The organism is Micromonospora sp. CA-240977, assembly GCF_050942285.1.
In the GTDB taxonomy this organism is placed as follows: Bacteria; Actinomycetota; Actinomycetes; order Mycobacteriales; family Micromonosporaceae; genus Micromonospora.
Map to the genome: position 1 here is coordinate 1,110,068 of NZ_CP192055.1, position 21,401 is coordinate 1,131,468.

Consider the following 21,401-nt stretch of genomic DNA (forward strand, 5'->3'; position numbering starts at 1 on the left):
CCGCAGCGCCGGGCTGCTCGCACGGATGACCGGGCCGTCACTCACCGCCCGCAGCGCGCCAGGCTGCTTGCACGGACGGCCCGGCCGTCACTTCACAGCGCGAGCGCGGCGCTCGCCGGGCTGCCGGGCGGTGGCGGCAACAGTGTCGACCCGACGCCCTGGGCGGCCAGGGCGGCGCGCAGTCGGTGCAGGTCGGCGCCGAAGCGAACCAGGCCGATCGGGTCGACCGGGGTGGGGGCCGAGCCGAGCACCAGGGTGGCCCCGTCCGGCCAGCCGGGCATCTCGGCGACCAGACCGGCGCGTACCTCGGCCTCGTCGACAAGTGTGAAGACCGTGCCGGGGGCGACCACGCCGGCGACCGCGTCGATCGCCCGTCGTACCGCTGTCAGGTCGGCCGGCGTGGGGCCGTGACCATCGGCGAGGGTGGCGGCGTCGGCGAGCCCGGCGGCGCGGGCTTCGGCGGTGCCGAGCGCGAAGAGGTCCTGTGCCGCGTCGCGGATCAGCGCCCGCGCGCCACCGGCGTCGTCCGGGGTGGTGGCGGAGAGGTAGCCCCGCACGACCGCGACGGGGACCTGATCGCACTTGCCCTTGATCAGCTCACCGGCGGCGGCCAGCTCGTCCACCACGGCCATCTGGGTCAGCTGAAGCTCGTTGCCGTACGGATCCACCTCGCCCCGGTGGTCGCGGATGGCCGGCATCCCGGCCACGCCCAGCGCCACGTCGGTGAGCCCGTTGCGCCAGGGGCGGCCCATGGTGTCGCTGACGATCACGGCCACGTCCAGGTCGTAGCGCTCCCGCAGCGCGTCGCGGAGCGCCCGTGCCGACGCGTCCGGGTCGACCGGCAGCAGCACCAGTTGGGTCTTGTCCACGTTCGACGCGTCGATGCCCGCGGAGGCCATCACGAAACCGTGATGGGTCTGCACGATCCGGGTCGGCCCCCGACTGGCGACCACCCGGGCGGTCTCCCCGGCCAGGATCTCGTCCCGTGCGACCAGCCGCTCGGGCCCGTCCGCCGGGACGTCGACCAGCCGCCCCTCCGACTTGGAGACGATCTTGCTGGTCACCACCAGCACGTCCCCGTTCCGCAGCCACGGCGCAGCGGTCGCGATCATCGCCGCCAGGTCGTCACCCTCGGTCACGTGGCCGATGCCGAGCACCGGCAGGATCTCCAGCCTCACGTCAACTCCACCGCGGCGCGGACCATGGCCGCCGTCGCCGCCTCGTCGGTCATCCGCAGCGGCATCGCGCGGACCGTCACCCCCGGCACCACAGTGCCGGCATCCTCCTCGGCCACCAACCAGCCGTCCAGCAGGCCGCCCTCCGACCGGCCCCCGTAGAGGCGGCCCACCCCGGCGGCGCTGCACTCGACACCCAACACGGCGAGACACCGGTCGGCCATCCCCCGCACCGGAGCGCCGCCGATGATCGGCGCGACGCCCACCACCGGTGCCGGGCCGCCCGCCACCGCGTCCCGCAGCCCCGGTACGGCAAGCACCGGCGCGACGCTCACCACCGGGTTGCTCGGGGCGATCAGCACCAGGTCGGCGGAGCCGATCGCGTCAAGCACCCCGGCTGCCGGCTTCGCCGTCTCCGCACCGACGAAGACGAAGCGGTGGGTGCGGATGTCGGCCCGGTGCCGTACCCACCACTCCTGGAAGTGGATCGCCCGCTGACCCTGCTCGTCCTCCACCACCGCGTGGGTCTCCAGGCGGTCGTCGGTCGCCGGCAGCAGGCGTACGCCCGGCTGCCAGCGGGTGGACAGCGCCTCGGTGACCGCGCTCAACGGGTAACCGCCGTTGAGCATGGTGGTGCGTACCAGGTGGGTGGCGATGTCCTTGTCGCCGAGGCCGAACCAGTCCGGCTGTGCCCCGTACGCGGCCAACTCGCCCTTCACCGTCCAGCTCTCGCCGACCCGACCCCAGCCCCGCTCGGGGTCCGCGCCGCCGCCGAGCGTGTACATGACGCTGTCCAGGTCGGGGCAGATCTTCAACCCGTGCATCCACAGGTCGTCGCCGACGTTGACCACGGCGGTCACCTCCGCGCCGACCTCGCGGGCGTACGCCCGGACGCCGAGCAGGAACCGGGCGCCGCCGATGCCGCCGGTCAGTACCACGATGTGCATGACGACCATCCTCGCGCACGTGACGCCTCCGGTCCGCTGCTGGCCCGGGAGACTAGGCTCACGTGCGCCCTGTCCGCTCATGCCCCGAGGGGGAGTTCGTGACCAGCCCCGCCGAGCCCGCGTCCGCCGACGCGGCGCAGGCCCGTCAGCTGACCAAGCCACTACGCGAACTCGCCGCGCTCGCGTTGCTCGGCGCCAACGCCGTGTTCCTCTTCGTGGGCCTGCTCCGGCTGATCGCTCCGGACGGCTCCTCCATCGATCAGGCGGGCGACGCCTTCGGCACGTTCGTCGGGGTGGAGGCGGTGGGCCTGCCGTTGCTGGCCGTGCTGCTGGCCACGCACATCTCGCCGGTGGTGCCGAAGGCCAAGCTGATCACGCAGGTGGCCCTCGGCGAGTACGGGGTCAGCGCGCTGTTCGGCACGCTGACCCTGCTGATCTGGACGGTGGGGCGGCTGGCCGATGCCGAGGTGCTGGACGCGCTCCTCGGTGTGCTCACCCGGTTCGCCTGGATGGTGATCTTCGCGGTCGCCGCCTGGGCGGTCTACACCATCTGGCGGACCCACTACTACGTGCCGCGGCCCAAGCCCCAGCCGGGCGTCTACGGCCAACCGCAGCCGGGCTGGCCGCAGCAGCAGGGTGGCTGGCCGACACCGGGGCAGCCCGGTGGTCAGCCGCAGGGCGGGTGGCCCGCTCCCGGCCAGCCGGGCGGTTACCAGCCGGGTCAGTTCGCCAGCCCGTACGCCCAGCCGTCGCCGCCGTTCCAGGCCCCGCAGTCGGCCCCGCCGCACCCGCAGTCGGCCCCGCCGTTCCAGGCCGCCCCGCAGTCGGCTCCGCCGTTCCCGCAGTCCGCCCCGCCGGTCAACTCCGCGCCGCCGTCCCCGGCCGCGCCGCCGTTCGGACAGCCGTCCTCGGCCGATCCCACGCAGACCATCCCGCGTCAGCCCACCGAATCGGCCGCCGCCGACCCGACGCAGGCCATCCCTCGCCCCGCCGACCCGGCCGCCGCCGACCCGACGCAGGCCATCACCCGCCCGGCCGATCCGGACGACGACCGCACCCAGTACATCAAGCCGGGCGAGCACCCCGACCAGCCCCGCTGAGGGACTCCATGATCAGGTGATGAGAAGTAGGTCGGCAGCGCTCCTGGCACCTACTCCTCATCACCTGATCACCGTGTTGCCGGATCGCCGGTGGCTGGCGCGGCGAGATCGCCGGTAGCCCCGCCGGTGCGAACCAGGTGGGCCGTTTCTCACGGTGCGGGCTGGGACTGGCGGGGCGGGCTCGCGCTGCGCATAGGCTGAGCGGATGGTTGATCGCATCCAATCTGGCCCGAGCGACGCTAGCGTGCGGCGGGCCCTGGGCCGGGCCGCGACGGGGCGGGCGCTGGATGTCGACGAGGCGACAGCGCTGCTGTCCGCCCGCGGAGACGCCCTCGACGAACTGCTCCGGATCGCCGGTGGGATCCGCGACGCCGGGCTGCGCGACGCCGGGCGGCCGGGTGTGGTCACGTACTCGAAGAAGGTCTTCATTCCGTTGACCCGGCTCTGCCGGGACCGCTGCCACTACTGCACGTTCGCCACGGTGCCGCACCGGCTGCCCGCGCCGTTCCTGGACCGCGACGAGGTGCTGGCCATCGCGCGCGCCGGTGCCGCCCAGGGCTGCAAGGAGGCCCTCTTCACGCTCGGTGACCGGCCGGAGGAGCGCTGGCCGGCGGCCCGGAGCTGGCTCGACGAGCGGGGCTACGACTCCACACTGGACTACCTGCGGGCCTGCGCGGTGGCCGTGCTGGAGGAGACCGGCCTGCTGCCGCACCTCAATCCGGGCGTGCTGTCCTGGTCGGAGCTGCAACGGCTCAAGCCGGTGGCCCCGAGCATGGGCATGATGCTGGAGACGACCGCGACCCGCCTCTGGTCCGAGCCGGGCGGCCCGCACTACGGCTCACCGGACAAGGAGCCGGCGGTCCGGCTACGCGTGCTCGACGACGCCGGCCGGGTCGGGGTGCCCTTCACCACCGGCATCCTGATCGGCATCGGCGAGACGCCGGCCGAGCGGGTGGACGCGCTCTTCGCGATCCGCCGCGCCCACCGGGAGTACGGCCACCTCCAGGAGGTGATCGTGCAGAACTTCCGCGCCAAGCCGGACACGGCGATGCGCGGCATGCCCGACGCGGAGCTGCACGACCTGGCCGCCACTGTGGCGGTGGCCCGGCTGCTGCTCGGCCCGAAGGCGCGCATCCAGGCCCCGCCGAACCTCATCGCGGGCGAGTACGACCTGCTGCTGCGCGCCGGGATCGACGACTGGGGCGGTGTCTCGCCACTCACCCCGGACCATGTCAACCCGGAACGCCCGTGGCCGCAGATCGAGGAGCTGGCCCGGCACACCGAGCTGGCCGGGTTCGCGCTGCGGGAGCGGCTGACCATCTACCCGGAGTACGTGCGCGCCGGTGACCCGTGGCTGGACCCGCGGCTGCTGCCGCACGTGAACGCCCTCGCCGACCCGGCGACCGGCATGGCGGTCGAGTCGGCCCGACCGCAGGGTCGTCCCTGGCAGGAGCCGGAGGAGGTGTTCGGCGGGCGCACCGACCTGCACGCCACCATCGACACCACCGGCCGCACCGACGACCGGCGCGGTGACTTCGACAGCGTCTACGGCGACTGGTCCGAGGTCGCCGGCAAGGTCACCCCCGAGGCGGCCGCGCGCCGGGCGGGCGTACCCGCGGCGCCGGCCGGGAGCGGCGCGGACCGTGACCTGGCGGCCGGGTTGCGGCTGGCCGCCGACGACCCGGCGGCGCTGCTCGATCCCCGGCACACCGACGCCGCGCTGGCGCTGTTCGGCGCGGACGGGCCGGCGCTCGACGCGTTGTGCCGGCTCGCCGACGACGTCCGCCGCGACGCCGTCGGCGACGACGTCACCTACGTGGTCAACCGCAACATCAACTTCAGCAACGTCTGCTACGTGGGCTGCCGGTTCTGCGCCTTCGCCCAGCGTGAGCGGGACGCCGACGCGTACCGGCTCTCCGTCGACCAGGTCGCCGACCGGGCCGAGCAGGCGTGGGCCGCCGGTGCCAGCGAGGTGTGCCTCCAGGGCGGCATCGACCCGAAGATGCCGGTCACCGGGTACGCCGACATCGTGCGCGCGATCAAGGCCCGGGTGCCGGAGATGCACGTGCACGCGTTCTCGCCAATGGAGATCGTCACCGCCGCCGCGAAGGCGGGCGTGCCGGTGCGCGAGTGGTTGACGCAGCTGCGCGAGGCCGGGCTGGACACCATCCCCGGCACCGCCGCGGAGATCCTCGACGACGACGTGCGCTGGGTGCTGACAAAGGGCAAGCTCCCGGCCGCCGCCTGGGTCGACGTGGTCAGCACCGCCCACGAGCTGGGCATCCGGTCCAGCTCCACGATGATGTACGGCCACGTCGACCACCCCGGGCAGTGGCTTGCACACTTCCGGGTGCTGGCCGGCGTGCAGGACCGCACCGGCGGGTTCACCGAGTTCGTGGCGCTGCCGTTCGTGCACACCAACGCCCCGATCTACCTGGCCGGCATCGCCCGCCCCGGGCCGACCTGGCGGGAGAACCGGGCGGTGCACGCCATGTCCCGGCTGCTGCTGCACGGCCGGATCGACAACATCCAGTGCTCCTGGGTGAAGCTCGGCGACGAGGGCACGGTGGCGATGCTCCAGGGTGGCTGCAACGACCTGGGCGGCACGCTGATGGAGGAGACCATCTCCCGGATGGCCGGCTCCGACAACGGGTCGGCGCGTACCGAGGAGCAGTTGCGGGCCATCGCCGAGGCCGCCGGCCGGCCGGCGCGCAAGCGGTCGACTGCGTACGGTCACGCCCGGCCCTGACGTCGAACCTTTCCCCGCCGCCGGCCGTACCACGCGATGCCGGCGGCGGTCGCGGCCACGACCACCGCCGGTGTCCCCTCGGGGGCCCGGCGGCGTCGATGGACGGCGTCGGACCCGTCCGTCCCCGCTGGCGCGTTCGCGCCGCCGCCGGAAAGGTTGCCCATGACCAGTGATCAGCGGAAGCGGCAGTGGCCGCGACTGACCCGCCGGCAGACACTGACCGCCGCGGCCAGCGCCACTCTCGGCGCCGCCGCGCTCACCGTGCCGGGCCTGTCGGCCGCGCAGAACGCCCCCGGCGCGGCCGGACGTGCCGACGAACCGATCGTCGTGCACCTGCGCGATGCTCGATCCGGAACGATGGACGTCTTCGTCGGTGAGACACGGATCGAGGTACGCGACCGCGGCCTGGCGGACCGGCTGCGGCGCGCCGCCCGGCGCTGACCCGACTCCCCGCACTGCCGTCCTGTCCCCGCCCAGTGAGGTTGGTCCGCCATGTCTTCCCACCGCGAGGCCCCGGAGATAGCCAAGGATCCGGTCGCCGACAGCTCCGACCTGTACGCGTTCGTCAGCCCCGACAAGCCCGACACTGTGACGTTGATCGCCAACTACGTTCCGTTGCAGCTGCCCTCCGGGGGCCCGAACTTCTTCGAGTTCGGTGACGACGTGCGCTACGAGATCCATATCGACAACGACGGCGACGGCCGTCCGGATGTCACCTACCGGTTCGAATTCACCACCGAGATCACCAATCCGAACAGCTTTCTCTACAACACCGGCACGATCGAGTCGCTGGACAGCAAGAACTGGAACCGGCGGCAGTTCTACAGCCTGACCCGGGTGGCCGACGGCCGGGAGCACCGGTTGGCGCACAAGTTGCAGTGCCCGCCGTGCAACGTCGGCCCGCTGTCCACCCCGAAGTACGCCGAGCTGGTGCGGCAGGCGACCTACTCGCTCTCCACCGGGGAGCGGGTCTTCGCCGGGCAGCGCGCGGACGGCTTCTTCGTCGACCTGGGCGCGATCTTCGACCTCGGCACGTTGCGGCCGTTCCAGCAGCTGCACGTCGCCGGAAAGAAGATCTTCAAGGCCGAGGGTGAGCCGGTCAACGCCACGGACCGGATGAACGTGCACAGCATCGCCGTGCAGGTGCCGCTGAAGCAGGTGCGCCGCCGCGCCAACCGCTACGGCGCCGCTGACCCGGCGTCGGTGATCGGGGTGTGGACGTCGGCGTCGCGCCGGCAGGTGCGGGTGCTCGGCGACCGGGGCGGCGCGGACACCGCGACCGGGCCGTTCACGCAGGTCTCCCGGCTGGGCAATCCGTTGTTCAACGAGGTCATCGTGCCGATGGCCAAGAAGGACCTGTGGAACTCGCTGCCGCCCTCGGAGGACAAGCGGTTCGCGAAGTTCGTGGAGCAGCCGGAGTTGGCCGCTCTGCTGCCGGCGCTCTACCCGGACGTCTTCCCGAATCTGGACAAGCTCACCAAGGCGAAGAAGGCCCGCGCCGACCTGGTGGCGATCCTGCTCACCGGCGTACCCGCCGGTCTGATCGACGGTTTCACAAACGCCACCGGCGACGTGCAGGCCGACATGCTGCGGCTGAACACCGCGATTCCGCCGACCCGGCAGCCGGACCGGTTCGGGGTGCTCGGTGGTGACCTGGCCGGTTTCCCGAACGGGCGGCGGGTCGGCGACGACGTGGTCAGCATCGCGCTGCGGGCGATCGCCGGGGTGACGGTGCCGCTTGTGGACAAGACGTTCCGCCCCGACGCGGCGGCCGCCGCGGTCACCCCCGGTCTCAGCGCCGCCGACGTGACAGCGCCGTTCCTCGGAAACTTCCCCTACCTGGGTACGCCGTACGACGGGTTCAACAACCCGCCGGCGGCGTCCTGACCGGCGGGGGGAAGGAATGCACGAGCACGCGTACGGGCCGTCGGAGACGGGGAGCGTCGTCCTCGATCTCGGCGGCGACACCGGGGCGCTGATCGTCTACACGAGCCGGGACCTGCACGGCCGGGAGATCGAGATCAGCCGGGACGACGATCGGCGGGTCCACTCCGCCGTGCGGGAGCGCCGGGTGCAGGACGGCTCGTTCCACAGTGCGGTCTATCCGGATCTTCCCGGCGGGATCTATACCGTCTGGTGGGACGACAGCACGCCCGTGGGGACGGTTTCTGTCCACGGTGGAGGTATCGCCGAATTCGTCTGGCCCACCAGCGGTTTCGGGGTCGCCAGCTGACCGTACCGCACCGGCTTCACGCCGCGCCCCGCCCACATCGTGGGCGGGGCGCACGTGCTGTCCCCAACTCGACGGGCGGTCTGCGCCGCGCCGCGTTAACCTGTCTCCCACCAAGATCAGCTTTGGGGGTGTGGGTGTCTGGCGGTGTCCCGGCGGCGACTCGTCGGGGGAGCGCCACGGCAGAAAAGTCGGGCAACTCGCCGGAGAGGGCGTTACTCGGCCGGGGTCTGAATCGATAGGGCAGGTTGCGAGGCTGGACGGCCCGAGTGGCCGGCCGGGGGTGTCGGGAGGGCGACTCCATTATCAAGTTTGGCTTGACGGCGCACGCATTACACGCGTGTAATTTGAATGGGGTTGTTCGCACGGAACGCAACAAAACGGGACCGGACGGACAAGCACGCCTTTCGCGTGGGGGGTTGCAGCGGCGATGACGCCGGTGCGCGACAAGGAGGCATTTGATGGACGGCCAGCTTGAGGTGGCCGACCTGCTCGGAAACGCGCCGGAGTGGCAGGAGCGGGCGTTGTGCTCGCAGACCGACCCCGAAGCGTTCTTCCCCGAGAAGGGCGGCTCAACCCGCGAGGCGAAGCGGATCTGCTCGCGGTGCGAGGTCAAGACGGAATGCCTCGAATACGCTCTCGGTCACGACGAGCGGTTCGGCATCTGGGGTGGGCTCTCCGAGCGGGAGCGGCGCAAGTTGAAGCGGCGGGCCGCCTGAGCGGTGCGAGGTCGGGGCGGTGGGGGCCGCCCGACCCACCCGTGCGGGGCCTGGCTCAGGCCAGCTCGTCGGGGTCGACCCCGAGCAGGTTCGCCACCTGTTCGATGATCACGTCATGTACGAGGTCGGCGAGGTCCTCGCGGTCCATCGCCCGGAACTCCAGGGGCCGCCGGTACAGCACGATCCGCGGCGGCACCTCCTGTCGGCCCGGACGGCCGGGCAGCAACCGGGCCAGCGGGACCTCGCCGTCCTCCAGCACGTCGGAGTCGTACACGTTCAGGTCCGGTGGGACGTCCTCGACCGCGAACTCGACCCCGGCCAACTCCTTGGCGAACCGACGCTCCAGCGTCTCCACGGTGTCCAGGACCAGGTCGTCGAAGACCTCGGCCTTGGTCCGCGCCAGCGGCACGGTGGCCGGCACCAACCGCCCGCGCAGGCCGCGACCGTGCCGGTCACGGTGCACGCGCCGGCCAGGGCCGGGGCGGCGGTGTTCCGGGCTCGTCATGAGGCAAAGGGTAGCGCCCGCGCGGCGCTGGCCAGCGGCACCGCCGCTCCCGTGGCGCGGCGCGCCCAGAACGGCGAACTGTGATCACCGCGACGGGCGTGTCGCAACGCGAAGCGATGCGCCGGACCCGGTAATGGAGATACCCTGCCGCACGTGAGGTCACCACGGCGCTGCTCCCGTAACGGCTGCCCCCGGCAAGCGGTCGCCACATTGACCTATGTCTACAACGAGTCGACAGCGGTGGTGGGGCCGCTGGCGGCGTTCGCCGAGCCACACACGTACGACCTGTGTGAGCCGCACGCCCGCAGCCTGACCGCGCCGCGCGGCTGGGACGTGGTCCGGCACGAGGGCGAGTTCGAGCCCCCGCCGCCCACCACCGACGACCTGGTGGCGCTCGCCGAGGCGGTCCGCGAGGCCGCCCGCCCCGCCCCCCGCCCGCCGGACCCGGACCAGCACCACGAGAACCCCCACCAGACCGGCCGTCGAGGTCACCTCCGGGTCATCCCGCCCAACCACTGACCCTCCGGCTCGGCCTTCGTCGGGTCACGGCTGCTTGATCCACTCCAGATTGCTGATAGCGCGGTGTCGGGGGCGGGTTGATGCCGCGATTTCGATGAAGTCGAGTGGATCAGCCGTGGGAGGTCGGCGCGAGGCCAGGTGCCACGCCACTTGCGGCGGCCAGCACCCAGAACCGAGGATGGTGGGATGACGCCATCGACGGTTGACACGGCCATCGGGCGCATCGAGCTTCGTGATCTGCACGACCAGCCCGACCCTGATCTGTTGCGGCGGGCCTACGACGACATCCTGGTGCCCAGCTTCCCGGCGCACCAGTTGGACGACCTCGACGTCCTGGCGGGATCGAGCGAGACGTTCGTCGGTGTGGCGGTGCACGACGGCGCGCCCGTCGGCGTGATCGTGGCCGAACCCATCGGCGGAGTTCTGCTGCTGAGCTACCTCGCGGTGCGACCGGGGACCCGCAGTGGTGGCATTGGCGGTCTGTTGGTGGGCCGCCTGTTGCCGGCGTGGCGGGAGCGCTCGGGCGCCGACGTGGTCCTCGCCGAGGTCGAGGATCCGCGGTTGCATCCGGCCGGTGAGTTCGGTGATCCCGCCGCGCGGCTGCGTTTCTACCAACGGGCGGGTTTCGGCGTGCTGCCGGTCCCCTTCGCCCAGCCTCGGCTTCGGCCGGACGCGCCGCGGGAGCCTGGCATGCTCCTGGCCGTTCAGCCCTGCGACGCGGCGGTGCCGAAAGACCTGGTGACGGCCTTCCTCATCGAGTACTTCGAGTCAGCGGAAGGGCCCGAGGTGCACGATGATCCCGAGTTCAACGCCCTGGTCGCCGTCGTCGACCGCCAGGGGCCCGAGCTGACCCCGCTGGCCCTCGATCAGCATTCCACGGTCCCCCCGTTGGACGTGGCGGCCGAACTGCTGCGGCGGGACTACCCGACGACAGCCAGCGCCCTGGATCTGCTGGCCACCGATGGTCGTGCCGGGCCGGTGCTCGATGACGTCTGGGCGGGGGTGCTGGCCAGGCTGGTCGCCGGGGAGCGCCTACCCCGGCCGGGGGTCGTCGTGGTGGCCGCGCTGCTCGACGCGCTGTCAGATGCCGGGTTGCTCTTCGTCTCGTCGGACCCGGTCGACGCGGACGTGCTCCGGTGGTGGTTCCTCGGCGAGGATGATCCGTGGGCGGGGTGGTGGCGCAAGGATCCACCGAGCTGGGCTGGGGCGGTCCCACCGCGTCCGTTGGTCGCGCTGACCGTCCGGCGGTTGCCCCCGCTGCCGAGGGTTGCTGTGATCCTCTCCGATGTGCTCGGCGTCGCGCCGGCCGAGGCGGCGGCTCTCGTCGGCACCGACGAGCAGGCGTACCTCGAGCTTCTTGGCGCGGCCCGGACCGAGGTGGTCGCCCTCATCGATCGGGACCTCGACAAGGAGGAGAGCGGTGGACACCTTCCTGCGATGTGACACCGCGGTCTCGTTGACCGCGCGCCTGACCGACGGCGCTGTCGCCGCCGACCGGCGGGAGTTGGTCGAGTTGCACCTGCTGGTCTGCCCCGCCTGTCTGAGCCACGTGGGCAAGGTGCGAGACCTCCGGGCGAGCCTTTCCAGCCTGCCGGGTCGGCCGGCGCCGGAGCATCTGCTCGCCCTGGCCACCGGGAACGCCGCCGCCGGTGCCACCGCGCCGACAGTCGACATCGATCCGGCCGAACGCACCTCGCCGTGAATTACTACAAGTTTCTGGCCGCTGGCCAGGTGGCGCCCTTCTCCGGCCAGACCTGGACGACCGAGTGGCTACAGGCAACCGCGATCGTTCCCTGCGAACGCGGGCTGCACGCGTGTCGCGTCGAGGACCTGCCCTACTGGCTGCACGACGAGCTGTGGTCGGTCGAGTTGGAAGGCCCGGTCACCGTGGCGGGCCACAAGGTCGTCGCCCAACGGGGGCGGCTGGCGAAGCCGGTCCCGCAGTGGGACGCCGACGCTGGCGCCGCCTTCACGCGTGCGTGCGTGGGGCGGACGGCCGCCCACGCCGCTGCCGAGTACGGCGACGCGGGTGGCCACCTGTTGACCGAGGTGGCGGAGCAGCTACTGGCGTCGGGCAACCGTCGCACCGGAGCCGACCCCTTCGCCGGGGTGGGCGAGCTGGCAGTGCGACTTCAGCGGACGGCGGCGGAGTCCGGCCGGGAAGCCGCCGCGCGACTCTGCGGCTACCTGGCCGATGCTGTCGAGATGGCCCAGACCTATCCGGTCCCGGCCCTCGGCTACGTGGCCGCGCGGGCGGCCCAGGCCCGTCGGCCGGATCCCGCCGAAGACCGGTACGAGGCGGAGCGACGGTGGCAGACGGGCTGGCTTGTCGACCGGCTCGAACTGGACACGTCAGTCGGCTGAGCCGCCCATCACCCTGGCGGCCAGCTCGTCGACGCGTTCCAGCTCGGCCGTGATGTCCAGGTCGAGGTGCTCGACGACGTCCCCCCAGTGGTCGATGAAGGTTCCCGAACGGCGGTACAGCTCATCGTCGCGGGGCCCGCGCGGCAACAACCGCTCGACAAGCTGTCTCCTGGTTTCCGGGGACCCGGCGCCCGCGTCGAGGTCCGTCTCGCCGGTCAGCGGCACCCGACCGGCGGTGGGCTCGACCAGAGCCGTCAGGATGGCTTCCCGGCGAGGATCCGGCCACCAGTCGGCGAGCCGGGCGGCCGCTCGGGACGTCATCTCGGCGTAGAACTGGCTGGTGTACTCGTCCGGTCCGGTGACCGCCGGGCCGAGCGGGTCGTCCGTCAGGTGGAACACGAAGGCCCGCTTCACCGCCTGGCCGTACTGCTCGGCGGCGATGGTGCGGTCCGTGTCGGAGAAGAGGTCACCGAGCAGCCGGTGCAGATTGGCAAGCAGTTCCGACTCGGTTTCCCCGGCCTCGGCGAGCTTGCGGACCCAAGCGCTCGACTCCCGGCACCGCGCGGCGGCGGACGGGTGATCACCGGCGCCGAGCGCCACCTCGGCCCACTCGAAGTAGATCCAGGCGAGCAGCCACTCATCGTCGTACTCGATGAACTCCGGCTCAAGTTTCCGGTACGCGGCGTCGGCAGTAGCGAACTGCCTGTCGTACCAGTACGAGTGGGCGGAGAAGATGCCGAGATAGAGCCAGGCCTTGCGGCGGATCTCTTGGACCTCTGCCGAATAGCGCGCATCCTGCCACCCGTGGTGAACGCCGCACAGTTGGCCGATCGTGCGTAACGCGTGGCGTACCTCGGTCCAGTGCGCGCCGGCCGGCTTGTCCGGCCCCGTCGGATAGTTCTCGTGGAAGCGCCGCAGCTCCTTGACCAGGTCGCGGTCCAGGTCGTCGCGGGTCGCCCGCTGCCAACTGTCAAGCAGTTGGTGGCAGAAGGAGAAGTCGACGTAGAGCGCCCACCACCAGAACGCCTCCAGGAAGAGGACGATGAACTGGGCGCGGACGACCTCCCGTTCGTCGACGAGCCGGGCGGAGTGGGACAACCACTCGGCCTCGTACATCTGCCACACCACGTTCTCGTACTTGAACCAGGAGCCGTACACCGTCGATGTCTTGTCTTCCAACGACATGATGCGCTCGTAGTAGTACGTGGCCGCGCGCCGATGGATGTGCGCCCACCGTTCGGGTTGGAACTCCCGGAGCGCCTCGGACATCGACGGCCGGATGAAGTCGTGCAGACGGAACCGCCCGACCACCGGCAGCGGATCGATCAGACCGAGGTGCTCGATCCGCCGCACCGCGTCGCCCACCCGTTCCGGGGCGGTCGCCAGCTCCTCGCCGGCAAGGATGGAGACGAGCATCGGTACGTCGAAACTGTTCAGCAGCGAGGCGACCTCGGCCACCCGCCACACGTCCGGATTGCGCTCCGGTCGAATCACCGCCCGGACCAGATCGTCCACCTGGCGGTCGCCCTGCGAGAGCCGGGACAGCAGGTCCTGCAGGCGGTCCGGGTCCAGCGCCTCCTCGCGGTGGGCCTGCATGAACTTCACGACGAGGCTGAGCCCGTACGGGTGGCCGCCGGTGAAGTCGTACACCAGGCTGGTCAGGCGTGCACCGACCTGGTCAGCGAGATGGTGCGACAGGTAGGCGCGGGTCTCGGCGGCGGTGAACCGGGGCAGTTCCTGAACGAGGGCCGGATCCAACACCTGCTGGCCGTGCTCGGCGAACTCGCGTGGCACGAGCGACAGCACCACCGTGGTGTTCGGTAGCCGGGCGGCGAGTCGGACGAGCCACTGGCCGACCGCGTCGTCGATGAGGGTTTCGAAGCCGTCGATGACCAGGACCGCCCGCTGACCCGCGATGAAGGTGCGCCAGTCGGCGATGAACGCCTCGTCGACGCGTCGCTGAGCCTGGCGTATCCGCTCGATCGGGCTCTCGCCTGCGACGTTCATCTCCAGCGCGGTGTTGGACAGCCTCCCCCACGACTTGGCGGTGAACGTGTTGTTGACGGTGACGGTGTTCGCCGCGCTACGGGTTGCCTCCGCCGCGATCATGAAACCCGGAAACTGCCGGGCCACCGCCTGCGCCAGATCCCCGAGAAACTGTGTCGACTTCTCCAACAGGAGGGCGGAGACGACGGTTGTGGTGTCCGGTCCGTACTCGCCCCGATAGACGTCACTGAGCCCGTAGGGCTCCGCTGTCATGTTCGCGCGAATGGGCATGATCACGACGTCCGGGAAGTCACGTTGGATGGCCGTCCGCAGCAGCCCGAGGAACGAGGTCTTGCCCATTCCCTTCGCCGCGAGCACCGTGACAGTGCCGTTGAGGTTGCGCCGGATGCCGTCCAGCACCCGATCCAGTTGGTCCGTGCGGCTGACGAGACCGTTCACCACCAGAACCGGCACGGCAGAGTGCGGTTGTGTTGCCTCCGGCGTCACGGGCCGGGCAGGTGCGGCAGCCGGTGCGGAGCCCCACCTGCCCTCGCCCGCCCGGTCTGCCGGAATGGCCGGGGTGAGCTGGTCCGTCGGTGACTCTCTGGGTGTCGGGGTGGCCGTTGGTGGCGGCCCGCTCACCGTGATGTCCTCGATTGTCGCGCCGGTCGTCGCGCGCATTGTGGTGTTCCCGTCCTCCCCGGAGAGGAAGACCCGCCTGATCCGCCCACCGAGCCGGGCCAGGAAGGTGCGCTGTGGGCTGCCACCGGAGTTGCCGGCGCTGAGGAGTGTCACGGCGGCCAATACGAAGCTTCCGATGCCGGCGAGCCAGCTCAGCACCTCGATGCGATGGAGCTTCCAGGCGACCGCGACTCCGCCGAGGGTGAGGGCCGACGCCCAGAGGGCCATGGTCCGCAAACTCCGCGTTGACGGTTTGGGCATGGCGCCAGTGTGGACACCGACGGGTGACGGCATCAATCGGCTGCTGGGTCCTTTCGGGCTCCGTCCGTTGCGCGGTCGACGGGCTCGTCGGTCCGCGTCGCGGGTCGGGTCGACGCGGGCAGCGCGCTGAGCCCGCCCGCTGACGGCATCGCGACACCTCACCTGTCGTCCGTCGACGAGTGGCCGCGCGAGGGCGCGCTACGTGCCGGTTTGCGGCTCTTGTTGACAAATGCAGCCGAACGATCGGCCCTGGCCAGCCGGCCTGGAGGTGTGCCGCAGGTGTCGTCTCGATGTCCGAGGCAGTGCCCATGGATCATCGGTGCGCAGCGAACGGCGCAGGTGACGAGCACGACGGAGGATATTGCGCACGGTGTTTGCGACGACACTCATCGCCGTGACGATGCAACCACCGCACAATCCGGAGCCGCCGTACCCGTCGTCGTTCGGGCCGGCGCCCCGCCCGAGCTGGTTCCGTCGGGCCAGTCCCGCCCGGCGGACCGCAGTGATCCTCGGCTCGGTGACCCTGTCGGTCCTGCTGCTCTGCTGCACCGGCACCGCCATCATCGGCGCGCTGGCCGGCGAGCCGGAGCCGACCAGGACCGGCACGGCCGCCGAGCAGGCGCAGCAGCCCATCGTGGCAGCGCCCGCCGAGCCGACCGAGGAGGCTTCCGCCCCGGCCGCCACGCCAGCTGCTGCGGCCGACACGACCGAGCCCGCGGTGCCCGCCTCGCCGACCCCGTCGGAGGTCGCGTCCCCGCCGGTCGTCAAGGTGACGACCGAGACGGAGCAGATCACCGTCCGGTACGGCGAGAAGACCGTCAAGGACTCGTCCCTGGCCGAGGGCAAGCGGGTCGTCCGGACCAAGGGCGTCAACGGAGTACGAACCCTGACGTACGAGGTGACCACCACGAACGGGGTGCGGACGTCCAGGAAGCTGGTCAGATCCACAGTGACGAAGCAGGCGGTGGCCCAGGTCGTCGCCGTCGGCACCAAGAAGCCGCAGTCTTCGACGTGCGACCCGAACTACAGCGGCTGTGTTCCGATCGCCAGCGACGTCGACTGCCTTCCCGGCAGCGGCGACGGGCCCGGCTACGTTCGCGGCCCTGTCAAGGTCATCGGCGCGGACATCTACCGTCTCGACAACGACAAGGACGGCTACGGCTGCGACTGAGCCGCCGCCGGCCCGTGCTCACGCAGCGTCACCTCCCCGGAGGAGGGCAGGGCAGCGAGCGATATACCTCTGAGTCATATCTATGACCCAGAGGTATATCGCTTGTTGGGCCGAGCGACTCCACCGCCCGGTGACGCAGCTCACTCTCGATTGCCGACCGCCGGGTCCTTTGGGACAGATGGCGCAGGTGGTAAGCGGCCGGCATGAACCCGACGGCCCCCAGGTCGTGGTGACTTGTCCCCGGGGCGACGCCGTGGAGGATGGCGTTCAAGGGTCCTTACAGAACCCTTAACCCGGGCCTGCGACGGTATGCCGGGCAGGCCGAACTCGGGGGAGCGGGAAACGTGCGGGTGTTGGTGGCGGACGACGAGCGGTTGTTGGCGGACACGGTGGCCGAAGGCCTGCGCCGCCTGTCGATGGCCGTCGACGTCTGCTACGACGGCGACGGCGCGCTGGAGCGGATCGGGGTGCACCGCTACGACGTCGCGGTGCTGGACCGGGACATGCCCGGACACACCGGCGACGAGGTGTGCCGCAGCATCGCCGACTCCCAGGTCGGCACCCGGGTGCTGCTGCTCACCGCGGCGGCCGGCATCCGGGACCGGGTGGAGGGGCTCGGGCTCGGTGCGGACGACTACCTCACCAAGCCGTTCTCCTTCGCCGAGTTGGTGGCCCGGGTGCAGGCACTCGGTCGACGGTCCACCCCGGCGCTGCCACCGGTGCTCAGCCAGGACGGCCTGACGCTGGACGTGGGCCGGCACGTGGTCACCCGGGACGGTCGGCCGCTCACCCTGAGCCCGAAGGAGTTCGCGGTGCTGCACGTGCTGCTGCGGGCCGAAGGGCAGGTGGTCAGCGCCGAGGAGCTGCTGGAGCAGGCCTGGGACGAGTTCGCCGACCCGTTCACCAACGCGGTCCGGGTCACCGTGATGACTCTCCGCAAGAAGCTCGGCGATCCGACGATCATCCACACCGTGCACAAGGCCGGCTACCGGATCGGCGGTACGGCGTGAGCTGGACGCCCCGACGTCGGGTGCTGCTCCTGGGCCTGCTGGCACTGCTGGCCGGGCCGGTGCTGCCGACGATGGGCAAACGGCTGACCGGGGTGACCTGGACCTGGGGGCAGCAGTTCTGCGACTTCCCCCTACCCGGGCTCAACACGATCTGCGCCGAGGTGCGGCCGGGGGCGTTCGTGCTGCCCCTGGTGGCCGTCCTGCTCGTCACCGTGGCGGCCCTGGTGGCCCTCTGGTTCGGCGCGGTGTGGTGCCTGCGCCCGGTCCGTGACCTGGCCGGGCCGATCGGGCACGTCGGCCCGCAGAACCTCGGTCACCGGATCCGCCCGCGGGGTGGCGACGAACTGGCCCGGCTGTCCCGGGCGATCGACGAGATGATGGAACGCATCTCCGCCGGGTACGAGGGGCAACGGCGGTTCGCCGCGAACGCCTCGCACGAGCTGCGTACCCCGCTGGCGGTGCAGCGGACGCTCATCGAGGTCGGCATGGCACGGGCGCTCTCCGGTGAGCAGTTGGAGCTGTTGACCGCCCAACTGCTGGAGACCAACGAGCGCAACGAACGGCTGATCGAGGGTCTGCTCGCGCTCAGCGAGAGTGACCAGGGCCTGCGCTCGCGGATACCGCAGCGCCTCGACGCGATAGTCGAGGCGGTGCTTGCCGGATACCAGGACCGCGCCCGGGAGGCCGCTGTCACCATCGACACCCATCTCGCGCCCCGGATGGTCGTCGGCGAGCGGGTGCTGCTGGAGCGCCTGGTCAGCAACCTGGTGGAGAACGGGATCAAGTACAACCGGCGGGGCGGCTCGCTGACCGTCGCGGTGAGCGGGGTGCCCGCGCTGTCCGTGGTCAACACCGGTCAGCCCGTGCCGGCCGAGGCGGTGGCCGGTCTCTTCGAGCCGTTCCGCCGGCTCGCCCGGGACCGCACCTCGCAGGGCGGGGGCGCCGGTCTCGGCCTGGCCATCGCCCGCTCGATCACCCAGGCGCACGACGGGATCATCGCGGCCCGGCCAGCCGAGCACGGGGGCCTGCGGGTCGACGTCCAACTACCCCATGTGACCTAGCGCTTCACCACCGTTTCCCGGGTCCGCGTACCGGCGGACCCGACCCGTGGTGTGCCCGAGAGGAGAAACCGATGTCACGCACCGTTGCCCAGGTCGGGGTCGATGTGGAGGAGGCCGCCCGCTGGCTCGCCGGCCGCGTGGTCCGCACCCCAGTGCTGCGGTCCCCGGTGATCGACGAACTGGCCGGGGCGCGCGTCCTGCTCAAGGCGGAGAACCTCCAGGACGGCGGCTCGTACAAGATGCGGGGCGCGCTGCGGGCGGTGGGCCGGCTCGCCGCGGCCGGCCACACCGGGGTGGTCGCGCAGAGCACCGGAAACCACGCGGTGGCGGTGGCGTTGGCAGCCCGGCAGCACGGGATCGCGGCGACAGTGGTGCTGCCCGTCGACGCGGCGCCGACGAAGGTCGACCGGGCCCGCGCGGCGGGGGCGCGGGTGGTGTTCGCCGGCACCGGCGTCGAGGAGCGGGTGGCGGTGGCCAACGGGCTGACCGAGGAGAGCGGCCACCCCGTCGTCGACGCGTACGACCACCCGGACGTCATCGCCGGGCAGGGCACCGCCAGCCTCGAACTGATCGAGGAGGCCGAGCGCGCCGGCACACCGCTGGACACGCTTGTCGTACCGGTGGGTGGTGGTGGCGGGGTCGCGGGCGCCTGCCTGGCCGCCGCCGGCACGGGCATCGAGGTGTACGGCGTGGAGCCGGTCGGCTGTGACTCGCTGGCCCGCAGCCTGGCGGCCGGTGAGCGGGTCCCGGTCGCGCCGGCGCCCACCATCGCGGACGGGCTGCGGCCGTCCTGCGTGGGTGAGCTGCCGTTCGCGATAGTGCGGAACGCGCTGCGCGGGGTCGTCCGGGTCGACGACGACGAGATCGGGGCGGCGTTCCGGCTGATCCTGACGGAGCTGAAGGTGCTCGCCGAGCCGTCCGGGGCGGCCGGCCTGGCCGGCGCGCTCCGGCTCACCCCCGAGGCCGGTCGGCGACGGACCGTCGGGGTGGTGCTGACCGGCGGCAACGTGGAGCCGGCGCTGGTGGCCCGGTTGCTGGTCCCGCCACCCGCCGAGGTGCCGACCGGGGAAGCGGTGGCGGCGTGAGCGCGCCGACGCGGATCGGAATCCTGTTCGGTGGACCGTCGGCGGAGCACGAGGTGTCCTGCGCGTCCGCGCTCGGGGTGGCTCGGGCGCTCGGCGGCGGCGGTTACCGCACGCTCGCCATCGGCGTCACCCGCAGCGGCGGCTTCCGGCTGATGCCCGACGCGCTGCTTGCCGAGTTGCGGGACCGGCCGGCGGGCGAGCGGGCCATCGACGACCGGCTGCTGGTGACCGGCCCGGCCGTCGAGTTGCGGGCCGGTCCGCGTCCGGGCGTCGTGCAGGTGTCCGCGGGCAACGCCCCCGGCGCGGTGCACGCCGAGCTGGACGTGGTCTTCCCGGTGCTGCACGGCCCGTTCGGCGAGGACGGTGTGGTGCAGGGGCTGCTGGAGTCCCTCGACGTGCCGTACGTCGGGTGCGGCATCCTCGCCTCCGCGGTGGGCATGAACAAGGTGGCGATGAAGCGGGCGCTGCGCGCCGAGGGCATTCCCGTCACCCCGGACGTCGCCTTCGACGCGCACACCTACCGGGCCGCCGACGACCCGGAGAAGCTGGTCGTCGGGCTGCGCCGGCCGCTCTTCGTGAAACCGGCGAGCATGGGTTCCTCGATCGGCATCTCCCGCGTCGGCGAGGGCGACGACCTGGCCGCCGCCGTGGAGGAGGCGCTTCGCCACGACCAGCTCGTCATTGTCGAGCAGGGGGTCACCGGCCGGGAGCTGGAGTGCGCGGTGCTCGGCGGCTGGCGCCCCGAGGCGTCGGCGGTGGGCGAGGTGCGGGTGGCCGGCGGGTGGTTCGACTACCAACAGAAGTACTTCGGCGACGCCGACCCGATGATCGTCCCCGCCGTGCTGCCGGACGAGGTGACCGCGCGGGTCCGCGAGCTGTCGCTGCGCGCGTTCGCCGCGATCGGCGGCTGGGGTCTGGCCCGGGTCGACTTCTTCTACGACGAGACGAGCGGCGAGTTGTACGTCAACGAACTGAACACCATGCCCGGGTTCACCGCGCACTCGATGTATCCGAAGGTGTGGGCGGCTGCCGGTGTCGGCTATCGCGAGGTGGTGGACCGGCTCGTCGAGCTGGCCCGGACCCGGCATGCGGAACGGACCGCGATCACCGGGGGGACCGTCCGATGATCCTGCTCTCCGATCCCCGGGTGGCGGCGGTGCCCAGCGCCGACGACGGCGACCCCCTGCTGGACCTGCGTGAGCTGCCGGAACTGCGGCTCGACGGCCGCGCGGCCGACCCCGCCGGGGCGTACGCCCGGCTGCGCGCCGCGGTCGTGGACCGCCTGCTGGCCGCGCAGCGTGCCCTGCCGGCCGGGATGCGCCTGCTGGTGGTCGAGGGATACCGGCCGTACCAGGCGCAGCTGGCCATCTTCACCGGCTACCGGGACGAGCTGCGCCGACGGCACCCGGACTGGTCCCCGCAGCGTCTGCACCGGGAGACCACCAAGTTCGTCTCGCCGGTCGAGGTTGCCCCCCACAGCACGGGCGGGGCGGTGGACCTGACGCTCTGCACCGACGACGGTGTGGAACTCGACCTCGGAACGGCCATCGACGCCACCCCGGAGGACAGCGACGACGCCTGTTTCACCGACGCACCCACGATCTCCGCGACCGCCCGACGGCACCGGCAGATCATGGTGGACGCTCTCGGCGGCGCGGGGATGGTGAACTACCCGACCGAGTGGTGGCACTGGTCGTACGGCGACCGCTACTGGGCGCTGATGACCGGGGCGCCGCACACCCGGTACGGGCCGGTGGACCTGGCCGCCGCCCGATCGGTGCCCGTCCCGGCTGAACGGTAGGGCGCTCCCGTCCGTACCAGGGGAGGGAAGCCACCAC

Annotated in this window: 20 protein-coding genes; 16 read left to right on the top strand and 4 right to left on the bottom strand. The window is 71.7% G+C overall.

Annotated elements, in window-relative coordinates; genetic code table 11:
- Positions 1 to 92: 92 nt before the first annotated feature.
- Both ACQPWW_RS05290 and cofD read right to left on the bottom strand, forming a co-directional pair.
- On the bottom strand, positions 93 to 1,178 hold the full coding sequence (locus ACQPWW_RS05290; protein WP_433129683.1) for a coenzyme F420-0:L-glutamate ligase: 1,086 nt from the start codon (positions 1,176 to 1,178) through the stop codon (positions 93 to 95).
- On the bottom strand, positions 1,175 to 2,122 hold the full coding sequence (gene cofD / locus ACQPWW_RS05295) for a 2-phospho-L-lactate transferase (protein ID WP_433129685.1): 948 nt from the start codon (positions 2,120 to 2,122) through the stop codon (positions 1,175 to 1,177). Before cofD ends, ACQPWW_RS05290 begins: the two co-directional genes overlap by 4 nt.
- 98 nt (positions 2,123 to 2,220) lie before the next feature.
- Here cofD and ACQPWW_RS05300 point away from each other — a divergent pair, with 98 nt between their 5' ends.
- From ACQPWW_RS05300 to ACQPWW_RS05325, 6 genes are all read left to right on the top strand, one after another.
- The gene (locus ACQPWW_RS05300) at positions 2,221 to 3,222 is read left to right on the top strand and encodes a hypothetical protein (RefSeq protein WP_433129687.1); all 1,002 of its coding nucleotides are present in this window, start codon (positions 2,221 to 2,223) and stop codon (positions 3,220 to 3,222) included.
- A gap of 205 nt (positions 3,223 to 3,427) precedes the next feature.
- On the top strand, positions 3,428 to 5,971 hold the full coding sequence (locus ACQPWW_RS05305) for a bifunctional FO biosynthesis protein CofGH (RefSeq protein ID WP_433129689.1): 2,544 nt from the start codon (positions 3,428 to 3,430) through the stop codon (positions 5,969 to 5,971).
- A 162-nt stretch (positions 5,972 to 6,133) separates the two neighbouring features.
- Positions 6,134 to 6,412, top strand: coding sequence for a hypothetical protein (locus ACQPWW_RS05310; protein ID WP_355027866.1), 279 nt, complete (start codon positions 6,134 to 6,136; stop codon positions 6,410 to 6,412).
- Between the two features lie 51 nt (positions 6,413 to 6,463).
- On the top strand, positions 6,464 to 7,858 hold the full coding sequence (locus tag ACQPWW_RS05315; protein ID WP_433129691.1) for a DUF4331 domain-containing protein: 1,395 nt from the start codon (positions 6,464 to 6,466) through the stop codon (positions 7,856 to 7,858).
- Positions 7,859 to 7,874: 16 nt separating this feature from the next.
- Positions 7,875 to 8,204, top strand: coding sequence for a phospholipase (locus tag ACQPWW_RS05320; protein WP_433129693.1), 330 nt, complete (start codon positions 7,875 to 7,877; stop codon positions 8,202 to 8,204).
- 458 nt (positions 8,205 to 8,662) lie between these two features.
- Positions 8,663 to 8,920, top strand: a complete 258-nt coding sequence (locus ACQPWW_RS05325; RefSeq protein WP_007455784.1) for a WhiB family transcriptional regulator — start codon at positions 8,663 to 8,665, stop codon at positions 8,918 to 8,920.
- Between the two features lie 55 nt (positions 8,921 to 8,975).
- Here ACQPWW_RS05325 and ACQPWW_RS05330 read toward each other — a convergent pair whose 3' ends face one another.
- On the bottom strand, positions 8,976 to 9,425 hold the full coding sequence (locus ACQPWW_RS05330; RefSeq protein WP_110562108.1) for a metallopeptidase family protein: 450 nt from the start codon (positions 9,423 to 9,425) through the stop codon (positions 8,976 to 8,978).
- Positions 9,426 to 9,578: 153 nt separating this feature from the next.
- On the opposite strand from ACQPWW_RS05330, the gene ACQPWW_RS05335 reads away from it, so the two are divergent.
- The 4 genes from ACQPWW_RS05335 (at position 9,579) to ACQPWW_RS05350 (ending at position 12,308) form a co-directional block, all read left to right on the top strand.
- Complete coding sequence (locus ACQPWW_RS05335) at positions 9,579 to 9,944, top strand: DUF3499 domain-containing protein (protein WP_355027869.1); 366 nt, start codon at positions 9,579 to 9,581, stop codon at positions 9,942 to 9,944.
- A 186-nt stretch (positions 9,945 to 10,130) separates the two neighbouring features.
- Positions 10,131 to 11,387, top strand: coding sequence for a GNAT family N-acetyltransferase (locus tag ACQPWW_RS05340; protein ID WP_433129696.1), 1,257 nt, complete (start codon positions 10,131 to 10,133; stop codon positions 11,385 to 11,387).
- Entirely contained in the window at positions 11,365 to 11,646 is a 282-nt protein-coding gene (locus tag ACQPWW_RS05345) for a hypothetical protein (RefSeq protein WP_433129698.1), read from the top strand. The genes ACQPWW_RS05340 and ACQPWW_RS05345 overlap by 23 nt, the downstream gene beginning before the upstream one ends.
- Positions 11,643 to 12,308 carry a hypothetical protein gene (locus ACQPWW_RS05350; RefSeq protein ID WP_433129700.1) on the top strand — a complete coding sequence of 222 codons (666 nt, stop codon included), beginning with the start codon at positions 11,643 to 11,645 and terminating at the stop codon, positions 12,306 to 12,308. The genes ACQPWW_RS05345 and ACQPWW_RS05350 overlap by 4 nt, the downstream gene beginning before the upstream one ends.
- Here ACQPWW_RS05350 and ACQPWW_RS05355 read toward each other — a convergent pair.
- Entirely contained in the window at positions 12,297 to 15,236 is a 2,940-nt protein-coding gene (locus tag ACQPWW_RS05355) for a hypothetical protein (RefSeq protein ID WP_433129702.1), read from the bottom strand. The genes ACQPWW_RS05350 and ACQPWW_RS05355 overlap by 12 nt on opposite strands.
- A 400-nt stretch (positions 15,237 to 15,636) precedes the next feature.
- Here ACQPWW_RS05355 and ACQPWW_RS05360 point away from each other — a divergent pair, with 400 nt between their 5' ends.
- From ACQPWW_RS05360 to ACQPWW_RS05385, 6 genes are all read left to right on the top strand, one after another.
- On the top strand, positions 15,637 to 16,407 hold the full coding sequence (locus tag ACQPWW_RS05360) for a G5 domain-containing protein (protein ID WP_433134160.1): 771 nt from the start codon (positions 15,637 to 15,639) through the stop codon (positions 16,405 to 16,407).
- A 344-nt stretch (positions 16,408 to 16,751) separates the two neighbouring features.
- A complete protein-coding gene (locus ACQPWW_RS05365) occupies positions 16,752 to 17,417 on the top strand; it encodes a response regulator transcription factor (protein WP_433129704.1) in 666 nt (221 codons plus the stop codon).
- Positions 17,414 to 18,478, top strand: a complete 1,065-nt coding sequence (locus ACQPWW_RS05370) for a sensor histidine kinase (RefSeq protein ID WP_433129706.1) — start codon at positions 17,414 to 17,416, stop codon at positions 18,476 to 18,478. The genes ACQPWW_RS05365 and ACQPWW_RS05370 overlap by 4 nt, the downstream gene beginning before the upstream one ends.
- 71 nt (positions 18,479 to 18,549) lie before the next feature.
- Positions 18,550 to 19,563, top strand: a complete 1,014-nt coding sequence (locus tag ACQPWW_RS05375) for a threonine ammonia-lyase (RefSeq protein WP_433129708.1) — start codon at positions 18,550 to 18,552, stop codon at positions 19,561 to 19,563.
- Positions 19,560 to 20,690: a D-alanine--D-alanine ligase family protein gene (locus tag ACQPWW_RS05380; RefSeq protein ID WP_433129711.1), complete on the top strand. Its 1,131-nt coding sequence runs from the start codon at positions 19,560 to 19,562 to the stop codon at positions 20,688 to 20,690. Before ACQPWW_RS05375 ends, ACQPWW_RS05380 begins: the two co-directional genes overlap by 4 nt.
- Positions 20,687 to 21,364 (top strand): M15 family metallopeptidase, encoded by a 678-nt coding sequence (locus ACQPWW_RS05385; RefSeq protein WP_357802405.1) that lies wholly within the window; start codon positions 20,687 to 20,689, stop codon positions 21,362 to 21,364. Before ACQPWW_RS05380 ends, ACQPWW_RS05385 begins: the two co-directional genes overlap by 4 nt.
- The last annotated feature ends 37 nt before the right edge of the window (positions 21,365 to 21,401 follow it).

Excerpts from the sequence above, each read along its gene's own strand:
- ACQPWW_RS05360 (WP_433134160.1), top strand. The coding sequence starts at position 15,637 with ATGCAACCACCGCACAATCCGGAGCCGCCGTACCCGTCGTCGTTCGGG.
- ACQPWW_RS05355 (WP_433129702.1), bottom strand. The coding sequence starts at position 15,236 with ATGCCCAAACCGTCAACGCGGAGTTTGCGGACCATGGCCCTCTGGGCG.
- ACQPWW_RS05305 (WP_433129689.1), top strand. The coding sequence starts at position 3,428 with ATGGTTGATCGCATCCAATCTGGCCCGAGCGACGCTAGCGTGCGGCGG.
- ACQPWW_RS05320 (WP_433129693.1), top strand. The coding sequence starts at position 7,875 with ATGCACGAGCACGCGTACGGGCCGTCGGAGACGGGGAGCGTCGTCCTC.
- ACQPWW_RS05325 (WP_007455784.1), top strand. The coding sequence starts at position 8,663 with ATGGACGGCCAGCTTGAGGTGGCCGACCTGCTCGGAAACGCGCCGGAG.
- ACQPWW_RS05330 (WP_110562108.1), bottom strand. The coding sequence starts at position 9,425 with ATGACGAGCCCGGAACACCGCCGCCCCGGCCCTGGCCGGCGCGTGCAC.
- ACQPWW_RS05315 (WP_433129691.1), top strand. The coding sequence starts at position 6,464 with ATGTCTTCCCACCGCGAGGCCCCGGAGATAGCCAAGGATCCGGTCGCC.
- ACQPWW_RS05385 (WP_357802405.1), top strand. The coding sequence starts at position 20,687 with ATGATCCTGCTCTCCGATCCCCGGGTGGCGGCGGTGCCCAGCGCCGAC.
- ACQPWW_RS05340 (WP_433129696.1), top strand. The coding sequence starts at position 10,131 with ATGACGCCATCGACGGTTGACACGGCCATCGGGCGCATCGAGCTTCGT.
- cofD (WP_433129685.1), bottom strand. The coding sequence starts at position 2,122 with ATGCACATCGTGGTACTGACCGGCGGCATCGGCGGCGCCCGGTTCCTG.
- ACQPWW_RS05375 (WP_433129708.1), top strand. The coding sequence starts at position 18,550 with ATGTCACGCACCGTTGCCCAGGTCGGGGTCGATGTGGAGGAGGCCGCC.
- ACQPWW_RS05310 (WP_355027866.1), top strand. The coding sequence starts at position 6,134 with ATGACCAGTGATCAGCGGAAGCGGCAGTGGCCGCGACTGACCCGCCGG.